20 protein-coding genes and 7 pseudogenes are annotated in these 24,336 nt (G+C 60.0%); 13 read left to right on the forward strand and 14 right to left on the reverse strand.

Annotated features, from left to right (window positions below; translation table 11 throughout):
- Window positions 1-974 (forward strand): aldehyde dehydrogenase family protein (locus AC0ZT5_RS34175; RefSeq protein WP_488500044.1); only part of this gene is annotated, 974 nt, incomplete at its 5' end.
- A gap of 192 nt (window positions 975-1,166) precedes the next feature.
- Here the strand turns inward: AC0ZT5_RS34175 and AC0ZT5_RS34180 are convergent.
- Window positions 1,167-1,415, reverse strand: a complete 249-nt coding sequence (locus tag AC0ZT5_RS34180) for a DUF982 domain-containing protein (RefSeq protein ID WP_488500045.1) — start codon at window positions 1,413-1,415, stop codon at window positions 1,167-1,169.
- 583 nt (window positions 1,416-1,998) lie between these two features.
- Between AC0ZT5_RS34180 and AC0ZT5_RS34185 the strand changes: the two genes are divergently transcribed.
- On the forward strand, window positions 1,999-3,648 hold the full coding sequence (locus AC0ZT5_RS34185; protein WP_488500046.1) for an MFS transporter: 1,650 nt from the start codon (window positions 1,999-2,001) through the stop codon (window positions 3,646-3,648).
- 482 nt (window positions 3,649-4,130) lie between these two features.
- On the opposite strand, the gene nopM is transcribed toward AC0ZT5_RS34185, so the two are convergent.
- From nopM to AC0ZT5_RS34200, 3 genes are all read right to left on the reverse strand, one after another.
- Window positions 4,131-5,873 (reverse strand): T3SS effector NEL-type E3 ubiquitin ligase NopM, encoded by a 1,743-nt coding sequence (nopM, locus tag AC0ZT5_RS34190; RefSeq protein WP_488481830.1) that lies wholly within the window; start codon window positions 5,871-5,873, stop codon window positions 4,131-4,133.
- Between the two features lie 342 nt (window positions 5,874-6,215).
- Entirely contained in the window at window positions 6,216-6,662 is a 447-nt protein-coding gene (locus AC0ZT5_RS34195) for a VirK family protein (RefSeq protein ID WP_488500047.1), read from the reverse strand.
- Window positions 6,663-7,501: 839 nt separating this feature from the next.
- Window positions 7,502-7,624, reverse strand: a complete 123-nt coding sequence (locus AC0ZT5_RS34200) for a hypothetical protein (RefSeq protein WP_488500048.1) — start codon at window positions 7,622-7,624, stop codon at window positions 7,502-7,504.
- A 60-nt stretch (window positions 7,625-7,684) separates the two neighbouring features.
- Here AC0ZT5_RS34200 and AC0ZT5_RS34205 point away from each other — a divergent pair.
- The 6 genes and pseudogenes from AC0ZT5_RS34205 to AC0ZT5_RS34230 all read left to right on the forward strand — a co-directional run.
- Window positions 7,685-7,886 (forward strand): annotated as a pseudogene (locus tag AC0ZT5_RS34205) (transposase domain-containing protein); the annotation flags it as partial.
- Window positions 7,887-8,203: 317 nt separating this feature from the next.
- Window positions 8,204-8,377 carry a hypothetical protein gene (locus AC0ZT5_RS34210; protein ID WP_488500049.1) on the forward strand — a complete coding sequence of 58 codons (174 nt, stop codon included), beginning with the start codon at window positions 8,204-8,206 and terminating at the stop codon, window positions 8,375-8,377.
- A 623-nt stretch (window positions 8,378-9,000) separates the two neighbouring features.
- Window positions 9,001-9,294: pseudogene (locus AC0ZT5_RS34215) on the forward strand (IS6 family transposase); the annotation flags it as partial.
- A 2-nt stretch (window positions 9,295-9,296) separates the two neighbouring features.
- On the forward strand, window positions 9,297-10,220 hold the full coding sequence (locus AC0ZT5_RS34220) for an ABC transporter permease subunit (protein ID WP_488500050.1): 924 nt from the start codon (window positions 9,297-9,299) through the stop codon (window positions 10,218-10,220).
- The gene (locus AC0ZT5_RS34225; protein WP_488500051.1) at window positions 10,213-11,334 is read left to right on the forward strand and encodes an ABC transporter permease; all 1,122 of its coding nucleotides are present in this window, start codon (window positions 10,213-10,215) and stop codon (window positions 11,332-11,334) included. The genes AC0ZT5_RS34220 and AC0ZT5_RS34225 overlap by 8 nt, the downstream gene beginning before the upstream one ends.
- 16 nt (window positions 11,335-11,350) lie before the next feature.
- Window positions 11,351-12,970, forward strand: a complete 1,620-nt coding sequence (locus AC0ZT5_RS34230; protein ID WP_488500052.1) for an ABC transporter ATP-binding protein — start codon at window positions 11,351-11,353, stop codon at window positions 12,968-12,970.
- Between the two features lie 195 nt (window positions 12,971-13,165).
- On the opposite strand, the pseudogene AC0ZT5_RS34235 reads toward AC0ZT5_RS34230, so the two are convergent.
- Together AC0ZT5_RS34235 and AC0ZT5_RS34240 are read right to left on the reverse strand one after the other, a co-directional pair.
- Window positions 13,166-13,389, reverse strand: a pseudogene (locus AC0ZT5_RS34235) (ISNCY family transposase); the annotation flags it as partial.
- A 169-nt stretch (window positions 13,390-13,558) separates the two neighbouring features.
- Window positions 13,559-13,870: pseudogene (locus AC0ZT5_RS34240) on the reverse strand (transposase); the annotation flags it as partial.
- A 16-nt stretch (window positions 13,871-13,886) separates the two neighbouring features.
- On the opposite strand from AC0ZT5_RS34240, the pseudogene AC0ZT5_RS34245 reads away from it, so the two are divergent.
- Window positions 13,887-14,264, forward strand: a pseudogene (locus AC0ZT5_RS34245) (transposase); the annotation flags it as partial.
- Window positions 14,265-14,468: 204 nt separating this feature from the next.
- Here the strand turns inward: AC0ZT5_RS34245 and AC0ZT5_RS34250 are convergent.
- Both AC0ZT5_RS34250 and AC0ZT5_RS34255 read right to left on the reverse strand, forming a co-directional pair.
- Window positions 14,469-14,604 (reverse strand): annotated as a pseudogene (locus AC0ZT5_RS34250) (ISNCY family transposase); the annotation flags it as partial.
- Window positions 14,605-14,776: 172 nt separating this feature from the next.
- Window positions 14,777-15,370, reverse strand: coding sequence for a hypothetical protein (locus AC0ZT5_RS34255; protein ID WP_488481527.1), 594 nt, complete (start codon window positions 15,368-15,370; stop codon window positions 14,777-14,779).
- A 36-nt stretch (window positions 15,371-15,406) separates the two neighbouring features.
- Between AC0ZT5_RS34255 and AC0ZT5_RS34260 the strand changes: the two genes are divergently transcribed.
- Window positions 15,407-15,676 carry a hypothetical protein gene (locus AC0ZT5_RS34260; protein WP_488500053.1) on the forward strand — a complete coding sequence of 90 codons (270 nt, stop codon included), beginning with the start codon at window positions 15,407-15,409 and terminating at the stop codon, window positions 15,674-15,676.
- Between the two features lie 379 nt (window positions 15,677-16,055).
- On the opposite strand, the gene AC0ZT5_RS34265 is transcribed toward AC0ZT5_RS34260, so the two are convergent.
- Complete coding sequence (locus AC0ZT5_RS34265; protein WP_488500054.1) at window positions 16,056-16,910, reverse strand: host specificity protein; 855 nt, start codon at window positions 16,908-16,910, stop codon at window positions 16,056-16,058.
- Window positions 16,911-17,073: 163 nt separating this feature from the next.
- Here AC0ZT5_RS34265 and AC0ZT5_RS34270 point away from each other — a divergent pair, with 163 nt between their 5' ends.
- Window positions 17,074-17,466 carry a hypothetical protein gene (locus AC0ZT5_RS34270; RefSeq protein WP_488500055.1) on the forward strand — a complete coding sequence of 131 codons (393 nt, stop codon included), beginning with the start codon at window positions 17,074-17,076 and terminating at the stop codon, window positions 17,464-17,466.
- Here AC0ZT5_RS34270 and AC0ZT5_RS34275 read toward each other — a convergent pair.
- Window positions 17,356-17,619 carry a DUF3363 domain-containing protein gene (locus tag AC0ZT5_RS34275; protein WP_488500060.1) on the reverse strand — a complete coding sequence of 88 codons (264 nt, stop codon included), beginning with the start codon at window positions 17,617-17,619 and terminating at the stop codon, window positions 17,356-17,358. The genes AC0ZT5_RS34270 and AC0ZT5_RS34275 overlap by 111 nt on opposite strands.
- Before the next feature lie 137 nt (window positions 17,620-17,756).
- Window positions 17,757-18,214 (reverse strand): annotated as a pseudogene (locus AC0ZT5_RS34280) (ArdC-like ssDNA-binding domain-containing protein); the annotation flags it as partial.
- A 591-nt stretch (window positions 18,215-18,805) separates the two neighbouring features.
- Here AC0ZT5_RS34280 and AC0ZT5_RS34285 point away from each other — a divergent pair.
- Window positions 18,806-19,147 carry a hypothetical protein gene (locus AC0ZT5_RS34285; protein ID WP_488500056.1) on the forward strand — a complete coding sequence of 114 codons (342 nt, stop codon included), beginning with the start codon at window positions 18,806-18,808 and terminating at the stop codon, window positions 19,145-19,147.
- A 604-nt stretch (window positions 19,148-19,751) separates the two neighbouring features.
- Complete coding sequence (locus AC0ZT5_RS34290; RefSeq protein ID WP_488500057.1) at window positions 19,752-20,756, forward strand: ATP-grasp domain-containing protein; 1,005 nt, start codon at window positions 19,752-19,754, stop codon at window positions 20,754-20,756.
- A gap of 504 nt (window positions 20,757-21,260) precedes the next feature.
- Here AC0ZT5_RS34290 and ubiM read toward each other — a convergent pair.
- The 3 genes from ubiM to AC0ZT5_RS34305 form a co-directional block, all read right to left on the reverse strand.
- Window positions 21,261-22,442: a 5-demethoxyubiquinol-8 5-hydroxylase UbiM gene (gene ubiM, locus AC0ZT5_RS34295; protein ID WP_488500058.1), complete on the reverse strand. Its 1,182-nt coding sequence runs from the start codon at window positions 22,440-22,442 to the stop codon at window positions 21,261-21,263.
- Between the two features lie 446 nt (window positions 22,443-22,888).
- Entirely contained in the window at window positions 22,889-23,038 is a 150-nt protein-coding gene (ccoS, locus tag AC0ZT5_RS34300; protein WP_488481534.1) for a cbb3-type cytochrome oxidase assembly protein CcoS, read from the reverse strand.
- Window positions 23,035-24,336, reverse strand: a 1,302-nt coding sequence (locus tag AC0ZT5_RS34305) for a heavy metal translocating P-type ATPase (protein ID WP_488500059.1), incomplete at its 5' end; no start/stop codon positions are given. The genes AC0ZT5_RS34305 and ccoS, both read right to left, overlap by 4 nt.

The following is a 24,336-nucleotide window of genomic DNA, read 5'->3' on the forward strand; positions in this document are numbered from 1 at the left end:
CCATGGTGGCGCGCAAGATCTCGCCGGCTTTGGCAGCGGGCTGCACGATAGTACTGAAACCCGCAGAACAGACGCCACTCGTGGCGGGTGCAATGTTCGTCCTTGCGCATCAGGCTGGCTTTCCCGAAGGCGTGGTCAACCTGATCTACGCTTCCGAGGGCGATGCCGTCGGACGCGAGCTCTGCACAAACCCCAAGGTGCGCAAGATCAGCTTCACCGGCTCGACCGAGGTTGGCCGGCTCCTCATGCGCCAGTGCTCTGACCAGATCAAGAAAGTCAGTCTCGAGCTCGGCGGCAATGCGCCTTTCATCGTTTTCGATGATGCCGACGTCGATGCCGCGGTCGACGGTGCGATCCAAGCCAAGTTCCGCAACGCCGGCCAGACCTGCGTTTCCGCGAACCGCCTTTACGTTCAATCGGGCGTTCACGATGAATTTGTCGACAAATTCGGGGAGCGGGTTCGCCAGCTTCAGGTTGGTGACGGCTTCGATCCAGGTGTCGCCGTCGGCCCGCTGATCGACAGGCATGCGCTGACCAAGATAGAATCGCATATCGCCGATGCCGTCGCAAAAGGCGGTGCAATTCGCTGCGGGGGTGCACGCGTTGGGAAGGAGGGTACATTCTTCCAACCTACAGTGCTCACTGAAGTTTCCAGCGAGATGACGATTGCGCAGGAAGAGACATTCGGGCCGCTGGCCCCGATCATCCGCTTCCACGATGCGGATCAGGTCGTGCACGAGGCAAATGACACGATCTATGGCCTCGCCGCCTACTTCTATGCCTCGAACCTACAGCGTGTCTGGCGCGTGGCCGAAGCCTTGGAGTATGGCATGGTGGGCATCAACACCGGACGCATGTCATCGGAAGCGGCCCCCTTCGGCGGGGTGAAGCAGTCTGGCATCGGCCGGGAGGGTTCGCGCCATGGGCTTGAGGACTACCTAGAAATGAAATACCTCTGCATGGGTTCTATCTGAAGAGGAGCGGCTTCTCCGGACCCCGCTGAAAGCGTTCGTCACCTGAGGTCAGCTTCGCGCCGATGTCCGCCGTTTTGCAGCAGTCGGGGCAAGGTGGTGAGCCGACCCGGTCCAGCCATCTCCACGATCGCCATGATGATTGCAGCTGTCCTGGCGATGGTCAGTCAGCAGTTCCCGAGCCTCTCCGATTTATTAATCGCTGCGCAGAATCTTTGCTTCGAGCGCGGCTGCCACGAAAGCTCTTCGAGCAATTGCCGGGTAAGCCTCACCGCGCAATACCTGCAAACAGGCATCCATCGCGGCCTTGCGTTTCACGGTCTGACGTTGAAGATCACGCAGCAAGATATCGGCCGCGTCATTGACTTCGAACACGATCCGCTCCGAGCCGTGGTGGCCAAGCTGAACAACGACTGGCCTCTCAAATCTGCTCAAGCCGGTCATCTCCGCTCCTGCGGGGCAACAGACCCTTGGTAGCACTCTTTGCCCAACCGAACGGTTCGGCTGGTCGCCGAGACCGGCCGCTCGCGATCGATGTGCGGTTCTGATGGGTGGGAGGACTGCGCCGCCAATGTCGAGACCTGCTTCTGTGTTTGGCTACCGCTGGAATGTCGACACAGTGCCATCCTCAGCGTCCCCCATGCCAGCCACCACTATACCGTGACTTTTCCACTGCCGGGTTGTAGGCAGCCAGTCATTGCGTGGCGGAAATCGCATCTTCCAATATGGCTGCCCGTTTTGCAAAGCCGAAAAAGTCATGGCGCGCCCGACCGCGTTTCAGTAGCACCGGCGGTCAGCATGGCGCGGATTTTCGAGCACCAGGCGACGATGTGACAGGGACCAGGAACCATGAAAGGGCGTTGGTGGCAATTCCAGATGAAGCAATCGCTTGCGCCAGCGTGCCAGCGGCAAAGAAATATCTTGCGCTGCGCCGACAAAATGCGCTCATGGTGCCATCCCTCCATGGGCAATGTGGGCCGGGAGGGCACCTCTAACGCGACCGATAGACCGAGGAAGGCTCGACCCAATGAGCAGGGTGGCGCGTGAAAATGCGAGTCCAGCTTCGTCGGCGACATTTGCGCCGCTCGAAAATGCAACCTTTCGTTCGATCTGGCTTGCCACGCAGGTCGCCAGCCTTGGCTGGCTAGTTCAAACTGTCGCCATCAGTTGGCTGATGGCGACCATCTCGACTTCGGACGTCATGGTCGCCTTGGTTCAGGCTTCGACCACGCTGCCCGTGTTCGTCCTGTCGATTATCGCCGGGGCCCTGGCAGATAATTACAGCCGCCGCAATCTCATGTTCGCCGGCTGGTGCGCTATAGCGTTATCCTCTGCGATGCTGACTGTTCTTGCGGCGCTGGGGATTTTCAGTCCATGGATGGTTCTCGCATTCAGCTGTTTGGCCGGAGCAGGCGCCGCCTTCACCGATCCTGCCTGGCACGCGTCGGTCGGCGATATTTTGCGAAAACGCGAAGTGCCAGCCGCGGTCACGCTCATTTCGGTTGGCTATAACGCCGTTCGAAGCGTTGGCCCGGCGCTAGGTGGCGTAGTCGTCGCCTCCTTTGGACCACTGACAGCTTTCGCTGTGGCGACACTGACCTATGTAGCGCTGCTGTGGACCATAGGGCGCCGCACATGGGGTGTGCGCGCTTCTCCTCTCCCGCGCGAGCCATTGACCACTGCCATCCATGACGGAGCGCGCTTCACGGCCCTGTCTGCGGAGATCATGGCGGCTATCGCGCGAGGAGCGCTTTTTGGCCTGACCAGCATCTCCATACTCGCGCTCCTGCCTCTCGTCGCCAGGGATCAACTAGGGGGAGGACCAATCGTTTATGGTGTCTTGATGGCTGGCTTCGGGACAGGTGCGTTATGCGTCGGCATTTGCAACAATGTCTTGAGGCGGTCTCTGTCCCAGGAGCGCCTAACAACACTGGCATGCATTGCCTGTGCGGCCTGTTGTCTATCCCTTGCTTTCACTTCCTCAGTGGTGGTGGCGGCTATTGCGCTGGCGCTCGGCGGCGCGGGCTGGGTCGTCACTTGGACGGGGCTCGACGTGAGTATCCAATTGTCAAGCCCAAGGTGGGTCGTTGGTCGCACGCTCTCGATCCATTATGCCCTGTCGTCTGGCGGTATCGCGGCCGGCAGTTGGCTGTGGGGCACAGTGGCTGAGAACTATTCGCTCACTTTGGCCCTGGAGGTTTCCGCTGGTGCGCTCGTAATGGTCGCGGCCACCGGTTTCCTCATGCCGATCCGTCAATGGCAAGATTCTGATCAGGATCCTTTTGGCTTCGAAACGCCGCAGCTCGCCCTCGACGTGAAGCCGAGAAGTGGCCCGATCGTCGTCAAGACCGAGTACGCAATACCGGAGGCGAACGTCGAAGCTTTCCTGGACCGGATGCAGGAACGACGGCGAGTGCAAAGCCGCGTCGGTGCTCGGCACTGGAACCTTCAGCGCGATCTTCAGGATCCATCGCTTTGGACAGAAACCTTTCGCACGCCGACCTGGATGGATTATCTGCGCCTGAATCATCGCCTGACGACGGCGGACAAGGCGTTGGATCAACATCTGCTCGAATTGAACATGGGAATTCCGCCCCATACCAAGCTTTCGATCGAACGACCAACAGGGGCAACCCGCAAGCGGGATCAATCGACGCGATTCTTCTTCCGCCTGTGATCGCAGGGTTGGGCTTGTATGCTTGAGGGCCAGGTGACATGACCGTCTCTGGCTAGCCAAATCTAGTTGAAGCCGGCGTTCCGCAACCCCTGTGCGGCCGTGGCGCGGGTCCTCCCTGCTATGAAGCGCTCACGCTATGAACTGCAGTTTCAAGCAACGATCGCGAACGTCGAAGAAATGGCTCTCTCCAAGGGCTATCAGCGCAGCTGCCGGCTTAGCGAAGTGACGCGCCAGGTTTGCGCCCGGCAAGACTCTTCGAAAGCTCATAGCGGTGTTTTCCAGCACGAGGAGAGAAACGTCTGGAACTAAAAGGGCGCCGTTGGTGTGGACCGGCTCGATCGTTCCGGACGATCGTTGAAGTTCGCGCATTTGCGGCGAGATTGAGCGGGATCTCGCATTCGAAATACCGAGGCGGCAGCGTGTGGCAACCGGTCTTCCATGGAGCAAATGGCCTCAATGCTTCCCCGCGGGCTTGGGAACGCTCATCGTTCGAGACCACGGTCTGCGAGCACCCGGTGCATAACCTCGCGTTTGATCTCGCCAGCGATTTCGTTTCGGACTTGGGCTCCGAGCACCCGCTCGGCATCCGGGTCGCCCAACAGACCATGCTCGGCCATTCGCTGATCTAAGCGGCTTTGAAACTCTTCGCCCATGGCTTCGACCAGCCGATCTTGCATGGCTTCATGTTCGTCGGGAGCGATGCGCCTTAGCACCGTCTCCCAAGGTTGCCAGCGGGTTGCCATGTAGTCGGTGAACTGGTTCGCTTCCCTCTCGCGGACCAAGTCCAGCGCCCGCGCCGCATCCTCCTCACTTACGTGAGAGACCGCCAGGAAACGCATGTCAGGGGCGACGTGACTGAGCTCTAGCGGGTCGCGCAGCCGATGTTGATAGGCCAGGTAGATTTCGATGTCGTCCACGTTTGGGTGTTCGCTGAAGAGTACGTTGATCCTGTCGCGCGCGATCTCGTCCAGCGCGTCCAAGCGGAACGCGACACGGCCGAGCTGGATCAGTTCACCAAGCCGATTATCATAAACTCCGTCCTCGACGTCAGAATTGAGCCGAGCGGTCTGCATGCCGTTCCAGTGCAAGGTAACACGATCCTCGCAGGTCGCGTTGGCCTCGGAAGCTTGTGCAAAAAACTGCTCACGCAATCTCGGATTGGCCGCCGCCTGTCGCAAATCGTGAGCCACTGCCTGCCGAAATTCGTCACTACCGTAGTTCACAGTGCCTCGTAGCCGATCCAGGAACTGTGCGTAATCCTGGGCGCCTGGCTCATCCGCAAAGTGCTGCCATTCGGCCAGCGCCGACGTGTCCTCCGCGAGCCAGTGCGCGGCAGACTCATATAAGGATTGCTGCGCAGGCTGCGGCGCTTCAGCCGCCACCAGGTGAGCGAGGACGTCGTCCGGCAGCGGGTTATTCGAGATTTCGAGGTTCTCCAAGTTCGGGTAGCTGAGACTAAGATGCGGCACGAGACCCTCAAGAAGATCCTCAGGCAGGCTTGTCAGCCGGTTGCCGCTAAGATTGAGCGACTGGAGCATGCTCGGAAGACGGTCGGGGAGGTTGGCCAATTGATTGCTGCTGACATCGAGTTCAATGAGCCCCGATGGGAGGGACTCGGGAAGGTTGGTCAGCTGATTGCCACTAACCGAGAGCGAGGTGAGCCTGCTGGGGAGAGCGTCTGGCAGACTGCCTAATCTGTTGCCGTTTGCGTTCAGCATCTGGAGCCCAGCTGGAAGGTTGGCCGGCAGACTGGTCAAGCTGTTATCGGCCACCTCGAGCTGAGAGAGAGTCGCGGGAAAAGCGTCCGGCAAACTGGTCAATCGGTTGTGGCTAATGAAAAGACGCTGAAGACCAAGTGGAAGCCCAGTGGGCAGGTTGTTTAGCTCATTGTGACTGGCGCGCAGTTCCAGCAACCTTGGCGGCAGGACGGCGGGCAAAGCTGTCAGGGAGAGGGAGGACAAATCTAGCGAATGCGAGCCTGTATTGTCCGAAACCCTAATTCGTGCGCGCCCCTGTTGCCGATTTTCGGCATCGCCCTGCCCCTCTTCGACAACCCAGTTGTCCAGGATCTGCGCGCGCGCGGAGGTGGGGGTCCGATACCCCGTAAAGAATTCGACCCAATCCGCCACGGCTCGTCTTAAGCCGCCGCTGTAACCTTCCTGCTCGCCGTCTGCAGAAGGCGCCGAGGAAGAGCCTGCGCTCGACTGTGCCTGTCCTGTATTCATCAATACCTTCTCCGTCGTCAGACCAAAGTAGTACGCGCGCCGCTTCACAAGGCCGCGAAGCTGGTAGTTCCGCAGCGCATGACATTCGAGAGCATGTATTCGGCTGCGGCTCCCGACCCCAGATCGAGCCCTACGGTTTGCACGGATTTCGTTGTGGCAAATGGATCGAATGCGAGGTTTCCTGCCATTTCGTTGACCAGATCCGTCCGCAGGACCGTCAACATGGAAGCGCACTGCTTCTAATAGGCCGACCTGTTTCCGGCGAACTATTGCCGCATCAATCCTGATAACTTTACAGTGCCACCGCCGGTCTCAAGGCGCACCCGACATAGCCCCCTGCGATCACTGTGGAGCGAAGAAACTCAACCCGCGACTGATCGCGCACTTGTAGGCCAAGCTTGTACCTTTTCTCTCATAGCTTGGCATGTTGAATACGACCATGGTGAATTCGGCGTGACCGTCCAACCGGATTCGGTAGCGAAGGAATTGAAGAATGGGCTTACCGTCAGGATCGATCGTAAAATGCTGATCCGCAAAAGCAAGGGTCCCGTCAGAAGTGATCCTGTAGGCATCTATGCGAATTCCTCCTCGCGTCTTGGTCGGCGGCGTATCGCCGGTCGCCGGAGTACACAAACTTAGATCGACAACAACATCCACTTGCTTGCCGCTAGTCAGCGCAAGCTCAATCTCGGGAAGGGTCTGTAATATATGACTGCCATTGGCAGCATTGGCAGCATTGGCAGTTGTAGCCATAATTATCCCGAACAGGGTTGGTAGCATAGATTTCATAGGCGATCCGATTTACAGTGATGTTGAGAACGAGGGCTCGCCGACGCTATTGCCAATGCCGATTTCGGCAGTGACGATAGAAGCGATCTCGAGGCTCATAGATTGAAATTATTTACGACCAGGCCATCCTCACGTTGTAGTCACCGAGGCTCATTACTTGGGCAAGCTTTCGAGAAGCTGACGAGCCCCGCCGCGGCGCCCCGCCGTCGCTGCAGATTGCATGCGGTCTCTAACTTGGCCGTCCAACGGCGGAACAATTCATCACCTGCTGGGGGGCCGATCATGGCGCAGGTGCGGCGCATTGCTGCCGTCGCCGCTGGTAGCGGCAGCGCAGTTCTGCAGAAGGGGCGTCGGCTCCCTCAACCTTGTGTTCGGCGTCACATATGGGCTGGCCTGCACATATAGCCGGTTGGCACAACAAACGCTGGGTTCGACCTGCGTTGCGATCCTTGGACCAGGATCGCAGCCTGGACAGCCGCGTCTATGTCGGCATCGTCGAACACGATGAACGGTGCATTTCCGCAAGTCCCATGCTGAGCTTCAGGACCTCCGGTGGCGCCCGGGCCATGAGCAGCTGTCCTACTTGCGCTGATCAGGTGAATGTAAGCTCGCGTACCTTTTGGTTCTTTTGCGCAACCGGACAAACGGCGCAACGGCTGACGCTAGAGCTCGTTAGGAAACGCAAGTTCCTCGACAGCCTCAACGTTCGTCTTGGTGCTCACGACCGAGTTGACCGACCACGGAAAAGGGGCAATAGGCGCCGCTGGCGCGACTGACCGGGAATTGACCAGCCTGGGGGCGATTTGCCCCTGCCCTTCCCACCCGGTGGCGCACGAACCTTATTTTGTGGCTAACTTCGCGCGCAGGAGGTCGACCGCCTTCTCCAGCGCTTCGCCGAACACCCAGCTCTGGACGTCGGCTATGGCGACAAACTCGGCCATGGTTTCAGGCTTGGCCTTCATGTTGAACTGGGGATTGCGGCCGGTACGGTGCCGCCGCCGTGCCCGTTTCGCCGGAGGCGATCCTGCGACACCACAAATCGCCTGCAGGATCGTTCCGGGCGCGGGCTGAAGCCGATCGGCATGCGCCGGAGCCAGTATTTGAACAATCGGATCGCGAGCAGGAGCATCGGCGCATCAAGCGCTGGCTCGGCCGACGCTGGTTTTAAATCGACACGCCGCCGCGGTCACCCTGTCCGGTATCGAGGGTCCACACGTTGGCCGCGGCGCGTCCGTCTCCCGTTCCTTGGGCAGGGGCGACCACACACGCCGCAGCCGCAACAACGAAAGGCACCCTAGGTCCCATCGTTCGAAAGGCCCGCTGCCGGGAGGGGGTGGCAGCGGGCTCGAGATGCAGCGCAAGACACGCCGCATTCCGCGTCGGCACCTCATTTGAGGGGGGGTAGATGCCCGACACCAGACTCTTAATGATCGGCGCGCTTATATTGCGATGCACAAATTATATACCGCAATGCGACAACGTTACTCGGGCTCCGTCGGATTTCCTCTACAGCGCCTGGTCCCGGAGACGCGCATCTGACAATGCCGATCACTCACCGCCGCGCCATCGAGACCACGAATCTTCTGGAACGTCTGTTTGTCGAGGAGCGGCGGATCGGCAGCCGCCGCAAGAAACTCGATGCAAAGAAACGCCTGGAATGCGCTGAAACGTCTTGTCGGGCACAATTCCGGCGCCGATACGGCAAGGCTTTATAATATCAGCAAGCCGACCGTATCACGCATCGTCGCCGTCCCATTGCCAGACCGGGGAGCCATGAAAGCCGGATGTGGACGCCCCTTAGCCGGCAAGGGGTGGATTTGCAGTTTTGGGACGTGGGTCGCGTGCACCATGTATCCGGCCTCTTGATGTAGCCACAGCTGCTGGCCCTGATCGGCATCCGCGGATCGGTCCCCAACCGATCATACGGGCTCGAAAGGCCCCGCGAGGCAGTCGGGTTTGCCTCGTTCCGAGGTCGATGACCTTTTTCCCATCACTTCAATCTCACACTCGCAAGCTATGAACGCTGAAGTTCGGCCTCGGTCAGGCGGTGGTTTGCCGGAGTGTTCGATCAGCGCAGCACGCGACGCGGTCTGCATACCATTGCTGCGTCGGCCTATCGCAGCACGGCATGCGTGCCAACGATCAGCAGCAACGCCCAGCGCATCCGTTTGTCTGGGCATAAGTCAGATTTTTGTCAGGTTCGACAAGTATGTCCGCAACAATAGCGCGACCACTTCCGTACCCGCCCGCTCGCCTGGCAGACACACACAGGAGAAGACATGCCAAGGCGTTATCAAAGTAACCCTCGCAACACCGCGACCATCAGCTACAAGGGCCATCATTCCTGCCGCAGATCATCGCTCATGCAGTCCGGCTCTACAGGGTTCCCTTGAGCCTGCGTTTGCTCGAGGAAATGCTGCCGGGAATGCGGAAGCGTGGTTTGCGGGTTTCGTCTGAGACAAACGCGCGTGGGCATGAAATTCGGTGCGTGTCACGCTCGCCGCTTGCGCCTCCGAAAAGAAGGCTGGACCTGGACGAGGTCGTCATCACCATGGCCGGCAGGAAATACTCGTTGTGGCGCGCTATCGACCAAGATGGCCATAGGCTCGACGAGATGGGTCAAACGGGGCGCTGATGCTGCGATATATTCTCCGGCGGCTTTTGACCGCCATACCGACGCTGTTCGTCATCGTGACGATGGCGTTCTTCCTGATGCGCGTCGCGCCAGGCGGGCCATTCAACCAGGAGCGGGGGCTGAGCCCCGAGATCAAGGCCAACCTTGAAGCCCAGTTCGGCCTCAACGATCCGCTCTGGCTGCAATATGTCCACTATCTCGGCAATCTCTTGCGCGGTAATTTCGGCCCGAGCTACAACATGCCGGATTTCACCGTTACCGAACTGTTTGCCAAGGGCCTGCCCATTTCCGTCCAGCTCGGTGCCTCGGCGCTGATCCTGGCGCTGCTGCTCGGCAGCGTGCTCGGCACCATTGCCGCGCTCAACCAGAACAAGCTTGGCGACTATACGGTGATTGCGCTGGCGACGGCCGGCAGCACGATCCCGACCTTCGTCATCGCCCCGGTGATCCAGCTGCTGTTCGGGTTGACCTGGAAGCTGCTGCCGATCGGCGGCTGGGGCGACGGCGCCTTCATCAACAAGGTCGGCCCGGTGCTCACCCTTGCCTTGCCGCAGATCGCCATCGTCGCCCGCCTGATGCGCGGCTCGATGATCGAATCGCTGCGCTCCCACCATATCCGCACGGCGCGCGCGCTCGGCCTTTCCGACTGGTCGGTGGTGGTGAAGCACGCACTGCGCGGCGCCATCCTGCCGATCGTCTCTTTCACCGGCCCGGCGGCGGCGGCCTTGCTGACCGGCTCGGTCATCGTCGAGACGATCTTCTCCATTCCCGGCGTCGGCCGCTATTTCGTCGATGCCGCGCTCAACCGCGACTACACGCTGGTGATGGGAACTGTGGTGGTGATCGCCATCTTCACCATCGTGTTCAATCTGATCGTCGACGTCATGTACGCAGTCGTCGACCCGAGGGTGCGCTATGACTGACATCGCAGCCACTGCTCCCGCTATCGTTGGCCGCTCGCTATGGGGCGATGCCTGGGCGCGCCTCAAGGCCAACCGCGCCGCCATGTTCAGCCTCTACTATCTCGCCTTGATCGGGCTCGTCAGCGTGTTCGGCCCCTGGTTCGTGCCGCATCAATACACGACCATCTATGCCGACTATGTGCGCATGCCGCCAAGCCTGTCGGCCTATCCGAAGCCGGAGATGATCCAGGGGGCACTCACGGACGCCATCAAGCGCATGCGGGTCGACCTCAAGGAGTGGCATCAGGAAGGCAGCCGCGTCACGGTCACCGTCACCTCGACCAAACCGATCGATGATCGCAACATCCGCTACCTCGACCGCTCCGATGCCTTTGACGACACCAAGATCGAGAGCAAGTCACCCGACGGGCTCGAGGTGACGATGAGCACATCGGTCAAGCAGCAATATTTTCTGTTCGGCACCGACAACACCGGCCGCGATCTTCTCTCGCGCACGCTGATGGCCGGGCGCATATCACTGGCTATCGGCCTGCTCGCCGGCGTCGTGGCGGTGGTGATCGGGGTGATCTATGGCGCCGCCGCGGGTTTCTCCGGCGGCAAGATCGACGAGGTGATGATGCGCATCGTCGACGTGCTCTACTCCTTGCCGTTCATCTTCTTCGTCATCATGCTGGTGGTGTTCTTCGGTCGCAACTTCGTGCTGATGTTCCTGGCCGTAGGCGCGGTGCTGTGGCTCGACATGGCGCGCATCGTGCGCGGCCAGGCGCTGTCGATCCGCCGCCAGGAATATGTCCAGGCGGCGGAGGCCATGGGCGTCGGCCAGCGCGGCATCCTGTTGCGCCATGTCATCCCCAATTTGCTCGGTCCGGTGGTGATCTACATGACCTTGCTGGTGCCGCAGGTTATCATCCTGGAGAGTTTTCTGTCGTTCCTCGGTCTCGGCGTGCAGGAGCCGATGACCAGTTGGGGCGTGCTGATCTCGGTCGGCGCCAAGAACATCGGCACCGCCAACTGGCTGCTCCTGTTCCCCGCCTTCTTCCTCGTCTCGACGCTGTTCGCCTTGAATTTCGTCGGCGACGGCCTGCGCGACGCACTTGACCCAAGGGATCGATAAGATGGGGACCGCTGACATGGCCACTCCCGAAACGATCCTCAGCGTCAAGGACCTGCGCGTCCGCTTCCGCACGCTAGACGGCGCGGTCGAAGCGGTGAAGGGCATCAACATCCACGTCAATTCGGGCGAAACCGTCGCCGTGGTTGGTGAGTCCGGCTCCGGCAAGAGCCAGACCATGATGGCGGCGATGAGCCTGCTCGCCTCGAACGGCGAGGCCACGGGCAGCGTCGACTATCGCGGGCGCAACCTGCTGACGCTGAGCAAATCCGACCTGAACAAGGTGCGTGGCGCCAAGATCAGCATGATCTTCCAGGAGCCGATGACCTCGCTCGATCCGCTCTATTCGATCGGCAATCAGCTGATCGAACCGATCCGCAGGCATCGCGGCCTGAATGACGGCGAAGCGCGCGAAGAGGCGCTCAAGCTCTTGCGGCTGGTGCACATTCCCGATCCCGAGCGGCGGATGAAATCCTACCCGCACGAAATGTCGGGCGGCCAACGCCAGCGCGTGATGATCGCCATGGCGCTCGCCAACGACCCCGACATCCTGATCGCCGACGAGCCGACGACGGCGCTCGACGTCACCATCCAGGCGCAGATCCTGATGCTGCTCGCCGAACTGCAGCGCAAGCTTGCCATGGCCATCGTCTTCATCACCCATGATCTCGGCATCGTCCGGCGCTTTGCCGACCGGGTCTATGTCATGCGCCAGGGCGAGGTCGTCGAGGAGGGCGAGGCCGAAGCGATCTTCGCCAACCCGCAGCACGGCTATACCAAGATGCTGCTGGCGGCCGAGCCGACAGGCACCAAGGCGCCGCCGCCCGCCAATGCGCCCGTGGTGCTCGAAGGCAGGAATGTCGAAGTCACGTTCAAGATTGGCGGCGGATTTCTGGCCGGCGAGCCGCTGATGCTGCGTGCGGTCGATGACATCTCGATCCGGCTGCAGCGCAACCAGACCATCGGCATTGTCGGCGAATCCGGATCGGGTAAATCGACGCTCGGCCGCGCTCTGCTGCGACTGCTGCCGAGCGACGGCTTGATTCGTTTCGGTGATCGCGACATTTCCACCGCCGACCGTCAGCAGATGCGGCCGCTGCGGCGCCAGATGCAACTCGTGTTCCAGGATCCGTTCGGCTCGCTGTCGCCGCGCATGACCGTCGGCCAGGTCATCACCGAAGGGCTCTTGGTGCATGAGCCGAACCTTTCGGGCAAGCAACGCGACCAGCGCGCGGTCGAGGCCCTGCTTGAGGTCGGCCTCGATCCCAACGCCCGCAACCGCTACCCGCATGAATTCTCCGGCGGCCAGCGGCAGCGCATCGCCATCGCCCGCGCCATAATCCTGAAGCCTAAAATGGTCGTGCTGGACGAGCCGACCTCGGCGCTCGATCGCTCGGTGCAGAAACAGATCGTCGAACTGCTGCGCAAGCTGCAGGCCGACCACGAACTGTCCTATCTCTTCATCAGCCACGATCTCGCCGTGGTGCGCGCCATGGCCGACTACACCGTCGTCATGAAGCAGGGCAAGATCGTCGAGGAGGGACCGACTGAAGAGATATTCAGCAATCCGCAGGCCGCCTACACGCAGACGCTGATGAACGCGGCGATCGATGTGAGGCGGTTCCGGCTGAGCGTATGACCCCGTCTCGGTTCGGGATGACGCTCATTGCGATGGCGTAGCGCATCGTGCCCTGCGCCACAATTGAACGTAATCTTGGGAGGATGCAGAGGTTCTGTGGCAAACTTCAGCCAGGCGCCATGCTATCGGCCGGTGATAGTTCCCGGCCGCCTTAAAGGCGCAGACCACAGAGCGGCCATATGCCTGCAGCACCTCTATCAGATGGTCGTGCTCAGCGATGATCCGCTCGATCAGCGGCCGGTAATGGCGGACTTGGGCCTGCCACAGTTCAAAGGCCGGGCTCGCCATCAGGTCGATTGCTCAGCCGCCTGCTGGAAATAGCCCACGGTGGTGCGTGTGATCCTGAGCAGCTCGCGGTAGTGCTTCACCCGTCTCGGGGCTCTTGCTTCTCTTCGGGATCGGCGCCTTGGGCCCTCCCAGTATGGGAATCCATAGAACGAGGTGGAACAATCTGTCGCGCGTCCTGATCACGATGATGCGATCGGAACAAGCAGCCTGGCGAACTCACCTCGCCCTCGTCCCGCGAAGGACATCCTTCCACCAGCGAGTGGAACCTTGTTGCCTCCGTGCGAACTAAATGGGGGCCGGTCAGACAGCGACCGGCATGATTTCCTTCCTGGTCCAGCGAACTGCGTGCCATCACTCCAGAGGCGATGTCATGATCACAGCCAGCCGGCGGGCGATAGAGACAATGGCTTTCTGCTGACCGCGTCGCTTGGCGACGTTCACCGCCCAGGCTTCTAGCCATGACCATTTTTTCACGCTGGTCAGCAGGGTCTTCGCGGCTTCATAAAGCAGCGTTCGCATCATCCCATCACCGCACAGCGAGATGCGACCGACACGGCGGCTTTCGCGCGACTCATGGAGCACCGGCGTCAGGCCCAAAATCGGCCCGTTCGCCAAACACAGCGATCCGTGTCGCCGGTTGGTCACCGTGCCCTGCATTGGCGTCTTGAAGGCCGTCAGCTTCATCACGGCGGATCCGGCGCGCTTTGTCCGCTCATCGGGTGTCGGTGTCTACTTCGGCCTGACGCCGAGACGGTATCAATCGGGAGAAGTCGATCGTGACGGGTCGGTCTCGAAATGCGGTGACACGCTCACGCGCACCTATCTCTTCGAGGCCGCGGGCACTCTCCTGGCACGGGTCGCCACATGGTCTGCGTTGAAAGCGTGGGGCGCGCGCCTGGCGCGCCGGATAGGCAGCAAGAAAGCCCGTGTGGCCGTCGCCCGCAAACTGGCAGTGATCATGCATCGGATCTGGGTCGACGGCAGCGAATTCCGCTGGTCGAAGGAGGGGGGGCGACCGCGTGATCACCAGCTAAGCCATAGCAACCATCCGCCTTTTTGGCGGTGTTATGTCCCTGCCGGGACGATGGCGTCGGTGACCTCGTAGATGGGGAGGCAGCCCTGATTTAAGGTACTGCGTCGATTACATTGAGGCACCCACGTCCCGAACGCTAACATGCGGCGATAGCTCAGAGCAGCGCGCAGCGCAGCACAGATTCCGCGTCACCAGGCTCAAAAGCTCACGATGCTCGTCCAGCCATTGCGACATGGCTGTCAATTCACAGCCGATTTCACGTCCGGCGAAAAGAATCAAATACACTGGATTGGACGGTGCGTTCTTGGCGCATTGTCGGCTCCGGCGGTGGCAGAAACGCTTTGGAATCAGTGGCTTGATCTCGAAGTGTATCTGAAACCGCCAGGGCCTTGTCCGCCCACTAGGCGCAGATCTCACGCGGGCCCACGCCAAGCGCAGCGTGTGCCGCAACACGCAGTGCCCATCGAGACGACACGGCGTCGTCGTCAATATTCCGGCGGCACCACCGGCGGACGATCCTGATGGTCTAGGAGCCCAACCTGTTCGAGCACCGAGTGAATAAACTGCGGGGCGCCCGCCTCGTGGGGAGACAGCCCATAGAATTCCTGCGCCGCCATCGAGACCAACTGCTCCTGCTGTTCCTGCGGAATCTGCTCTCGGGCTTCCCGCGCTCTTGTGGCGAACTCGGCCGACACTACCTGGGTTTCCAAAAAGCGATCTTGTTGGGTCGGATTTCGGCGCAACTGCTCCAGCTGCGTTGCTGTGTATTCGTCTTCGTTTGGGTGGACGAGAGGTATCAGCTGTTCGACGCGATCTTTCAACCACAGGGCATCGTCCTTGTCGAGACTCAGCTCCTCTTTCTCCACCTGGACCTTCGCCCACGCGCTGTCTTTCAGCCGCACCGCCGGGCCGTTCGACCAGCCGTCCTGCACGATGGTCGTGTCTCCATCGCGTCCGTTGCCGCGGCGTAGCTCGTTCCATGCGTGTCCAGTTCGCGTGGCCGAGATGGTGTGATCGGCGCTCAATTCCATAATTTCCACCTTGCCGCCTGCATTCACGACCGATTCACCGTCGCGCAAATGCGGCGCGTGCGAGACTGCAGCGAGGCGTGCGAAATGATCGCAAAAGCCTCCGCCCAGCGCGCCCGCCAATGCCATCTGGTTGGCGCGATCGAGGCCGCGGTAGGCCACACCTGCGGCTACGACGTTGTGCCCGTGGGACGGCTCGCCATCCACATGAACGTTGCCGCGTCCGTGCCTGAGGAGGAGGCGAACGTCGTGCACTGTCTGACCGGCGGCGGTGATCCGAGCGGGGCTTCTGACCGGATCGCCAGTCATCATGGCCGCAACGAGGTAGGCGAGTTGCTGTATCTCATGTCGCTGTAGTGACTCACCGCGTCGTTGTTGCAACGTGTTCGGCGACGTTCCCAGAGCGACTCGGGGAGCCATCGCGGCCGGTCCCGATGCCGTCGAAATTAGCGCGGACCACTCGCGATGGCTGTCGCCGCTGACGCTGTGGGGCGTTGAGTGCCCGGCGCCGTCGGCGCTTGAACTATGATAAGGCGAGCCTCCTACTGAAGGCTTTGAACAACAAATTCCCACAAACGATCTCCTTTATGCTGATGAAATTTCAACTCCCCTACAGAGGAGCCCAGGCGACACCGTGAAGCTAACGAATTGGAGCGGCCGGGGGTACTTTCGCGCCCGGCACGCGGGAGAAGAAACATGATAGCCTTCATGCACATTCCCTTTAGTCCATCGAGACTCAGTCGGCCGGTGGTCCGCGGAAATTGAGCGCCCGCTCCAAGAACCAAGAAGGATCATCGCCGGACGAGTCTGTCTCGACATATCCTTCGTCTTCATCGCTACTTCGTTCAACGGGATCCTCGCTCTCGGCTTGAAGATACAGCCTGGGCTTGTCTGCCCGCTGCCATTTCCCCTCGTTGTTCATTGTCCACTTATCGGACCGTCTAGGGTCAAGTACGAATTGGTTCTCCCCCACGTCAACAAAGCCCATCTGCTCCAGACGGGGCTTCGCCGCATCGTTAGCAGGACGTGACATGATCAAAGGCTTCTTGCCGTCGAGCCGAAGTTGATGTTCGAGCAGAACATCTCCCGCGTTCTCAACGAGCGGGTGCGAAACTCGAAGAGCCACGACCGATGAAATATTTTTTCGGTCCGGAAAGTATTTCTTCTGCCACTCTTCCCCTTTGATGCGGAATCCTGGGTCCGTCCTTAGGAGCCCCACGCTCTTATCGCCCAACTGGTAGCTGAAGTACTTCGAACCGGGCTCGTCATCTATGGTCGCACCGACTCTAGCGACAATTGCGGTGCGCTCCGCTTTTGAGGACACGAAGTCTGAGTACTCTTGAGGATTGTCTGCTATGTGCTTGACATCGACGCCATAGAAGTCCTTCAACTCTTGCCTGAACTCATCACTGTCCATGTCGTAGATAGGAGGTTCGGGGGTGAGGGAATACGGCCGTGTCGCCGAAGACGAACTAGTCCCCGCGTCTGCAAGCGATTCCGCAAATCTTTGATGATCTGCTGCCTGCTCCGACTCGTCGGGATGCCCTGCGCTTGTAGGTTGGCTGGATGAACCAGTGATTCTGCTATACATGCGACTCGCTCTCCTATCGACAGATCAGCACTGTAGTCAATATCGGTCTACTTAAGCTTACTAGCAGGGTAAGCGAGCGATCTGACAACAAGCTGACGTACAGCAGAGTGCATGGTCGCCACCCCCTATCTCGATCTTGCCCCGGCTTGCGCCGCGTCTTGGTTTGCTCGCCTATGGAGCTGGCGCCGCAGGCTGCTTTGCCGCCGCCAACGTTTTTCGAACCATCGCCGCCCAGTTGACCGGCGCAGAGTTGGATGAGGACATCGACCTCTCGTTGTACAGCTACAACCAAGCCGGCGATGCCGCCCTGATTGACTTCGCTGTCGATCTTGGCGAAACGCACCTCGTTGGGCTGGGCGCGATAGGCCATGGCGAGGCTATCCGGTCTCTTGGGTCGCCCGCATGTAATCGATCACGAACCGATCGAACTCTCAAATCTGCAGCGCTATGTCTTGGCACGACCTCGGCATCTCAGCGGCACGGTTTCGACGACGACAATGCTGGGCGCTTCTATGACACGCTTGGTCCGCTCCTTTGCCGTCCGATCGTCCATTAAACTCACTCGCTGCGCACGACACCGGTGACGTTCCTTGCCCATGTGCCGCTCGAGCACTGGTCGCCATGACACCAGTGTGAATTCTCGCGACTTCTCGATGACAGCGTACTTGCCGCTGGCGAGCTCGACGGATCGGCGCAGCGTGCCTTGTATTTGATCTCCAGACCGCGCTTCGGAATACGGGAGACCGAGCTAATCCGACAGCCGGCCGGCGACACGGTTCAGCTCGCGCTGGCGCAGGATCGAAATCATGTTGGCGCGATAGACGATCCCGTCCTGCTTTTCATGCGCAGGGCCTCGCATTGCGCGACATTGAAGACGGTGAAGCGTTTGAGGAAGGGCACCGCCTGCGGTTCGGTGTCTTCTTCCCTCGCGCGCTCCTTCTCGGTCTTCGGGATGAAGCGATCGGCGTGAACGATGGTGGTGCCGTGTTCGCCCTTGCGAACATTGCCGCCAAGCGAAAGCGCCTGCCGGAAGGTGAGCAGTTCTGGCCGGGATAGCCGCGCTCGATCACCGCGCCCCACAGGATCAGGATGTTGATGCCGGAATAGGTCCGCCCTGTGGCGGCATTCTTCGGCAATCCAAGGAAGGCTTTCACCTTGTCCCAAGGCTTCACCCAAGGCACCGAACCGCGCTCCAGATCGGCGATGATGCGGTCAGTGATTTCCGAGTAGAGGCTGGCCCTCGGGGCCTCGCCCTTCCTGGCCAGCACTTCTCCGCTAGCGCTGCGTTTGCCGTCTCTGCGCATGACTTTTCTCCGCTCGCCAATCTCGCTGCGCCCTTCCCCGGCCTAGAAGGGAGAGCCGCCCATACCGCGCCTTCGGGAAGGCCAACCCAAAAGACAGCGCCGCCCAAAGGGCGGCGACCGTCCCAGCCCGCAAGGGCTGTCCGCGCCAGGGGGCGAAGCCTTAATGGCCGAGACCGCCTGAGGTACCCGAAGAAAAGTGGGGCTCGGTTTACGAGCACCCGGTGCGCGCCTTCAGGCGCGCGGGCGCCCACCCGCCCATCTCTTGCAAGCAATGCATGCCGAGCTTCATCGAGCGGGAGGCCCGCGCCCTTTGCGGCAGTTGTTTGCCGACCTGAGGGCGGCAAGTGCCCACCGTACAAACGTCATCCGCAATTCGGATTGCAAAATCTACGACACAGAGGAAATGCCGAACCTCAAATGCTTCGACGACTTGTGCGGCTACAAGAGCCGCGCCATAGTGGGGCGTTAGACTAGGGGGATGGCGCCAGCCGAGCGTATCCACAAAATCTTCACGTCGTGCAGGTACGGCCCGGGAGCCTGTAAACATGCGGGAGGCAGGCTGGCATTACTGATGTTTGATACGAGAGACACGTGCTGAGAATGACACGCGCCGAGCTTCATGAACTGGTCTGGTCGAAGCCGATGACCGAGATTGCAAGGCTGTATGGCGTCAGGGACCAGCATGTAGCGCGGGCCTGCGATGCGTTTGAGATCGCCCGGCCGCGCGCCGGCCATTGGCAAAGGGCAGAGCACGGCAAGTCTGTGGAGACCGCCGCGCTCGACAACGAGAACTATTCTCCAGAGGCGATCATCGTTATCGACCCGTCGGTCGGGAAGTCAGGCCGGCTTCTAAGGGCGACCACGATGTCGCAGCTACGAGATGTGCAGCATGATTCATTGAAGGATTGCCGCACCAAAATGGCCTCTTTTTAGAAGATCGGGTTAGAAGATCGGGTCTGCCGAGAGATGCGGCGCGGACGCTATCCGCCGCGGATTTCATCGGTGGCGCCCCAAGCTCGATCCAATGAGCATGCTCGGCCACGAATATCGCCGAGGGTAGTCGAACGGGCTGAAGATGTCGGCCGCTGCTCAAAGGCGGGCAAAGTTGGAACACCGTAGTCTCTGCCACAGGGTGTTCCCGTTCAACGCTGGCGAGGCTTGCCAAGCGAGCGCCGGCATAGACGTCGCGAGGAGCCGCCTTGTTCGTCTTTTTAAGTCATGGGTCGATTGACAAACTTGGCGGCGACGATATTGCTATGTTCGTGGGAGGGGGAAGTCATGTCACAATTGAATGCTCACGAAAAACGTCCATTGGTTACCTTTTTCTTGTCAGCGTACCCAGATAATCTCTATCCGGAAATGGACCTTCCACACTCGCAGAACGATGGCGCAGAGTCCGATCCTCGCACGCTATTCGCGGCTCTGTCCAGAACTCCCCCGACTTCGACGATGACGCCAGGTAAAACGCGTCCGGGCGGGTACAACAGTAATGGCAAATATCTGCCATCCAAGTACATCCCTGCTAAGATGGACAAGCGTGCTGGGAAGTGATCTCGATACGGTTCTCCTCATTGGTTTGACGGAAGACGCGCATGTCACAGCGGTGTGCACGAGGTTGGGCGAACTAGGTGTTCCGACCTTCTTCTTCGATCCAAGTGAAGACGATGGCGTGCCTACACTCAGGTGGCTAAGTCCGGAACGTGCTGTTTTGGAATGGCCCGATGGTCGGGTACTTTCCACACATCAGGTGCGATCAGTTTTTTGTCGCTATGCGTTGGACAGGCTGACTGTTAGTAGGGAACTACCGGACATTGAGCGATTTGCACTGACCGAACGTCTTCAAGCGGCACTTTCGGCCTTCCGATGTTTAGACAGTCGGATTTGGATAAACGATCCGTGGCATGAAGCCCGAGCCGATTGCAAGCTTTACCAAACGCACATTGCCGCACGGCTTGGATTGCAAACGCCGGAGCAGATAGTTTCGGGATCAGTGCAGGATATAATTGAGTTTGCTAAACGCCATCCGTCATTGGTGATCAAGTCAATTTCGGATGCTAGTCTCGCGTTGATAGGGAATGAGTTTTACTTTGAACGTCCAATCCCCTCATCCAATTTTTTGGCACCATATACCCAGGAGCTACGACTCGAAACGTTGCCTACGCTCAAGTTGGACGACACTCCGAGCCTTATTCAGGCTAAAGTTGAAAAGGTTTTCGATGTCCGTGCCATTGTTGTGGACACGAACGTTCTCGCCTACGCGCTTCTTCAAGGCGACGCTGTGAATATCGACTTTCGGTTAAATGAGATTTCTCGGGTCCAGCCCATAGAGCTTCCGAACGATGTGACTCAAGGCTTGGTCAACCTCGTGTCGGCAATGCAGCTTCGCTTCGCCGCGTGCGACCTTATCCTCAGTGCCGATGGGGTCTTCACTTTTTTAGAGGCTAACGTCTCAGGGAATTGGTTATTCTGTGAACAAGATGGTGATCTCCGAACAACGAATACCATCGCAAAAGCGCTCCTGTCGGGTGCCTCTAACATTTAGGCGATGTAAATCCTTCCTGCTGCTCGCGCTGAGCCCGTTCAAGGCCGCCCTTGAAACGGTGGCGAAGGTTCTGGTGGGAGACGCTATCTACGCGCCGATCTTCGCTACGCTAGAAGCCGAGATTGCGATGAAGAGGCGAGGCAGATCCAGCTGCCGTGCTCACGCTCGCGCATCTGAGGCAGATAAGTTGCTTAGAGGTGCAACACGTTGCAAAGATTGTTCCGACGGTTCCAACATCGGGTCTACAAAATAGATTAAGGTATTGATTTATTTAGAGTAATTGTGATGAACGGGGTTCAACGGGCCCACCAGACCCTCGAGACAGACTGCGGCCGGGTCGAACTGCGCGCGAGATCGCGCCACGGGGCATGACGCGGACGTACATGCCATTCACGGTCAGCAGCCTTGTAGATTTTTGCTTTAGGTTTCAGCCCTTCAAGGGCGGCGCAGATGGCGTATTTTCGGCAGCGTTTGGAGAGGCCTTACCATTCCCACGCCTCTGTTTCACCGCCTCAGCATGGCCGAAATGCCGTGGCGCACAAAGGGAAAATACTGGGCAAGGCGAAGGCCGGCATGTCTTGCAAGCCGTGCTGCCGCGTGCTCGCCCGAGTACAGTCCGACGAGAAGATTGGTAGCATGATAGAGCGGTGTAGCCGAGAGGCGTAGGCAGCTTTCATATCTGTGGAGCATGCCGGGATCGCCAATGTCACGTCGGTCGTGACGGGCTGCCAGGATTCTACGGGCGAGTTGCTTTTGGCCGCCGAGGCCAATGTTGAAGCCATGCGCAGTCACCGGGTGCATGCCAATGGCAGCGTCGCCGATGAGTGCAGCGCTGTGAGCCCAAAACCTGTGCGCCCACGTCGTGACCAGCGGATAGCAATGGCGTGTGCTGGCCAGGGTCATTTTTCCGAGGCGCCCTCGACAGCGGTCCGTCAATTCCGTCACGAACAGATCGTCGTCGAAAGCAACAAGTCTATCGGCCTCATTTGAGGGCAATGTGAGAAGCAGCGAGGACAAGCCTTTCATCAGCGGCAACATCGCTATCGTCTGATGGTGATCGAACCATTCGATTGCGACCTGGTTATGGGCACGCTCGTGCCTCACCCGGCAGATCAGCATCGAGCTGCCTAGCCGATTGATGTCGGCGGCGATGCCGAGCAGGTCGCGCGTGCGCGACAGACGCGAATCCGCCGCAACCAGAAGCCGAGCCGTCAACCGCCTCCCGTCAGAAAGCTGTACGACCGCACCTTTGTGGCTGTTTGTTACACCGACGACCGAGTGGCCGCATAGCAGCTGGGCATGATCGTGCAGGCGGATGATCTTGAACAGGGCATCGCGGATCCGACAATTCGGGACGAGAAATCCGAGTGGTTCTGCAGACCCTCTTGGAGGATTGAAACACAGAGCGAAAGGGCTCGATCCGTTGAGCACGCGGGCGCCTTGCACGGGGGATTTGTGCGAAGCGGAGATCGCATCCCAGGCGCCGAGCTCTTGAAGGATCCTGATCGAGGCGTAGGTCAGCGCGATCTCGCGACCATCGAAAGGCGGATTCGCCAGCCTTTCCAGGGCCTGCTGTTCGACCACTGCCACTTTGAGATCGCTCTTTGCCAACGATGCGGCGAAAGAAAGTCCGATCGGCCCGGCTCCGGCCACAATGATGTCGAAACTGTCGACGCAGCCGGCCATCAGCGCGCCGCCATCGCGTCAGCCATCTGCGTTGGATACTGGGGACCGATTACGCCGGGCAGCCGGGAACATGGCTGATAGAACCGGCCCTTGGATACGTCCAGCCAGGGAGATCGGCAGCCAACAAATGACATTCGCAAGTCGACGGTTCGCTGATGCTGACGACCAAACTGTCTGTTAGACATGGCGTTCTCCCTTGAAAGGTCGGCGACCAAACCACGCCGATGAGAAGATAGCCTTGATCTGGATCAGCCAGACATGACAAAGCCGGCAACTGCGGGTTTACGGTCGGCTGGTCGCTCGCCCGAGATCTTGCGTCGGTCCGGTCCAGTTATTTTGAGGTAGCTCGTTACCTTTCGGTGCGGCCAGCCTCAGCAGGTTGTTCCACACCGCGCCGGCTCGGCTGACCACCGGCACAATCGTCGGCACAGTGATCTGGGTCAGGATTAGGGCTTGTCGTCCCGGTCGAGAAGGATGCGCACAGCGGCCCCCTGAAGATCCTCGTATTGACCACTCCTCCATGCCCATAGGAAGCCCGACAAACCGAGCGCCCCCAGGAACAGCGCTACCGGAATAAGATAGACGAGCGTGGTCATGGATGGGCCGCTTCGATGACGTCGGCGCGGCCCCTGGCAGGTCCCGTCGCAGGGACCGCCTTCGCAGTCGCCTGAAGCCGCAACGTATTTGCGATCACAATCAGCGAGGAAGCGCTCATTGCGATCGCCGCGATGAGCGGCGTCACATGACCCAGGATGGCGATGGGAACGGCGAATGCGTTGTAGATGATCGCGATCGTGATGTTCTGTCGGATGAGTCGGCCGGCCTTGCGCGATACATCCCGGGCGAGCGGCACTGCCAGCAGGCTTTCGCGCAGGAAGACAAAATCCGCGGCCTGGCGGCCAATGTCGGCCGCGGTCGCCGGAGCCATCGAGACGTGCGCGGCGCCCAGCGCCGGCGTGTCGTTGAGGCCATCGCCCACCATCAGGACCTTGTGTCCGTCTTTCGCCAGGGTCTCGATGCATTCTACCTTGCCGGACGGCAGCAGGCACGCAACGAAGTCGCCGACACCCAGAATTTTCGAGACTTCGGCGCAGGCGCCTGCAGTATCGCCAGACAGCATTTGCACCGACACCCCGACATCGTTCAATCGCTCGACTGCCGCCCTGGCGTCGGCACGCAGCGCATCCTCGAAATCGAAGGCGGCGACGATGATGCCGTCTTTCGTCAGCACCGTTCCGCCATAGCCATGCTTGCCTTCGCCGCCGGTCCGGGCCTTCCATCCGGCCCATCCGCGTCGGCCCAGCCGCCAGATAGCTCCCGCGTCGGCAGCTTCGATCCCAAACCCGGGATGCTCGGTGACGGCATCGAATTTTTGTTGCCTGCCAGGAGAGGCAAATCCGGCGATGGCCTTCGAAAACGGATGACGCGAATGCACGGCCATGTCTGCGGCGATTGCCAGCATGGCCGGGTCGATCGACGACGCATTGACGAGCCGGGGCTGTCCAAGCGTGAGCGTTCCGGTCTTGTCGAACACCGCTGTATCGATCGTCGCCAGGCGCTCCATGGCTGAACCGTCCTTGACCATGATGCCGTTCTCGAACAGGCGCCGCGCGGCGACCACCTGAACGATCGGCACGGCAAGGCCGAGCGCGCACGGGCATGTGATGATGAGAACAGCAATGGCGATGGTGATCGCCCTATGCCAGTCGCCGGTTGCCGCCATCCAGCCAAGGAACGTCACGAAGGCGGTTAGGTGAACCACAGGAGCATAGAGCGCCGAAACGCGGTCGGCGATCCGGCGATAATGCGCCCGGCCGCCCTCGGCGGCCTCCATCAGGCGAACCATTTCCGCCAGGAATGAATCCTTCGCGGCGGCTGTCGCCTCGATCGTCAG

It is taken from the genome of Mesorhizobium sp. CNPSo 4670 (assembly GCF_057784235.1).

Excerpts from the sequence above, each read along its gene's own strand:
- AC0ZT5_RS34185 (WP_488500046.1), top strand. The coding sequence starts at position 1,999 with ATGAGCAGGGTGGCGCGTGAAAATGCGAGTCCAGCTTCGTCGGCGACA.
- AC0ZT5_RS34225 (WP_488500051.1), top strand. The coding sequence starts at position 10,213 with ATGACTGACATCGCAGCCACTGCTCCCGCTATCGTTGGCCGCTCGCTA.
- AC0ZT5_RS34260 (WP_488500053.1), top strand. The coding sequence starts at position 15,407 with ATGATCGCAAAAGCCTCCGCCCAGCGCGCCCGCCAATGCCATCTGGTT.
- AC0ZT5_RS34265 (WP_488500054.1), bottom strand. The coding sequence starts at position 16,910 with ATGTATAGCAGAATCACTGGTTCATCCAGCCAACCTACAAGCGCAGGG.
- AC0ZT5_RS34210 (WP_488500049.1), top strand. The coding sequence starts at position 8,204 with ATGCCGATCACTCACCGCCGCGCCATCGAGACCACGAATCTTCTGGAA.
- nopM (WP_488481830.1), bottom strand. The coding sequence starts at position 5,873 with ATGAATACAGGACAGGCACAGTCGAGCGCAGGCTCTTCCTCGGCGCCT.
- AC0ZT5_RS34195 (WP_488500047.1), bottom strand. The coding sequence starts at position 6,662 with ATGAAATCTATGCTACCAACCCTGTTCGGGATAATTATGGCTACAACT.
- AC0ZT5_RS34180 (WP_488500045.1), bottom strand. The coding sequence starts at position 1,415 with ATGACCGGCTTGAGCAGATTTGAGAGGCCAGTCGTTGTTCAGCTTGGC.
- ccoS (WP_488481534.1), bottom strand. The coding sequence starts at position 23,038 with ATGACCACGCTCGTCTATCTTATTCCGGTAGCGCTGTTCCTGGGGGCG.
- ubiM (WP_488500058.1), bottom strand. The coding sequence starts at position 22,442 with ATGGCCGGCTGCGTCGACAGTTTCGACATCATTGTGGCCGGAGCCGGG.
- AC0ZT5_RS34200 (WP_488500048.1), bottom strand. The coding sequence starts at position 7,624 with ATGAAGGCCAAGCCTGAAACCATGGCCGAGTTTGTCGCCATAGCCGAC.
- AC0ZT5_RS34220 (WP_488500050.1), top strand. The coding sequence starts at position 9,297 with ATGCTGCGATATATTCTCCGGCGGCTTTTGACCGCCATACCGACGCTG.
- AC0ZT5_RS34230 (WP_488500052.1), top strand. The coding sequence starts at position 11,351 with ATGGCCACTCCCGAAACGATCCTCAGCGTCAAGGACCTGCGCGTCCGC.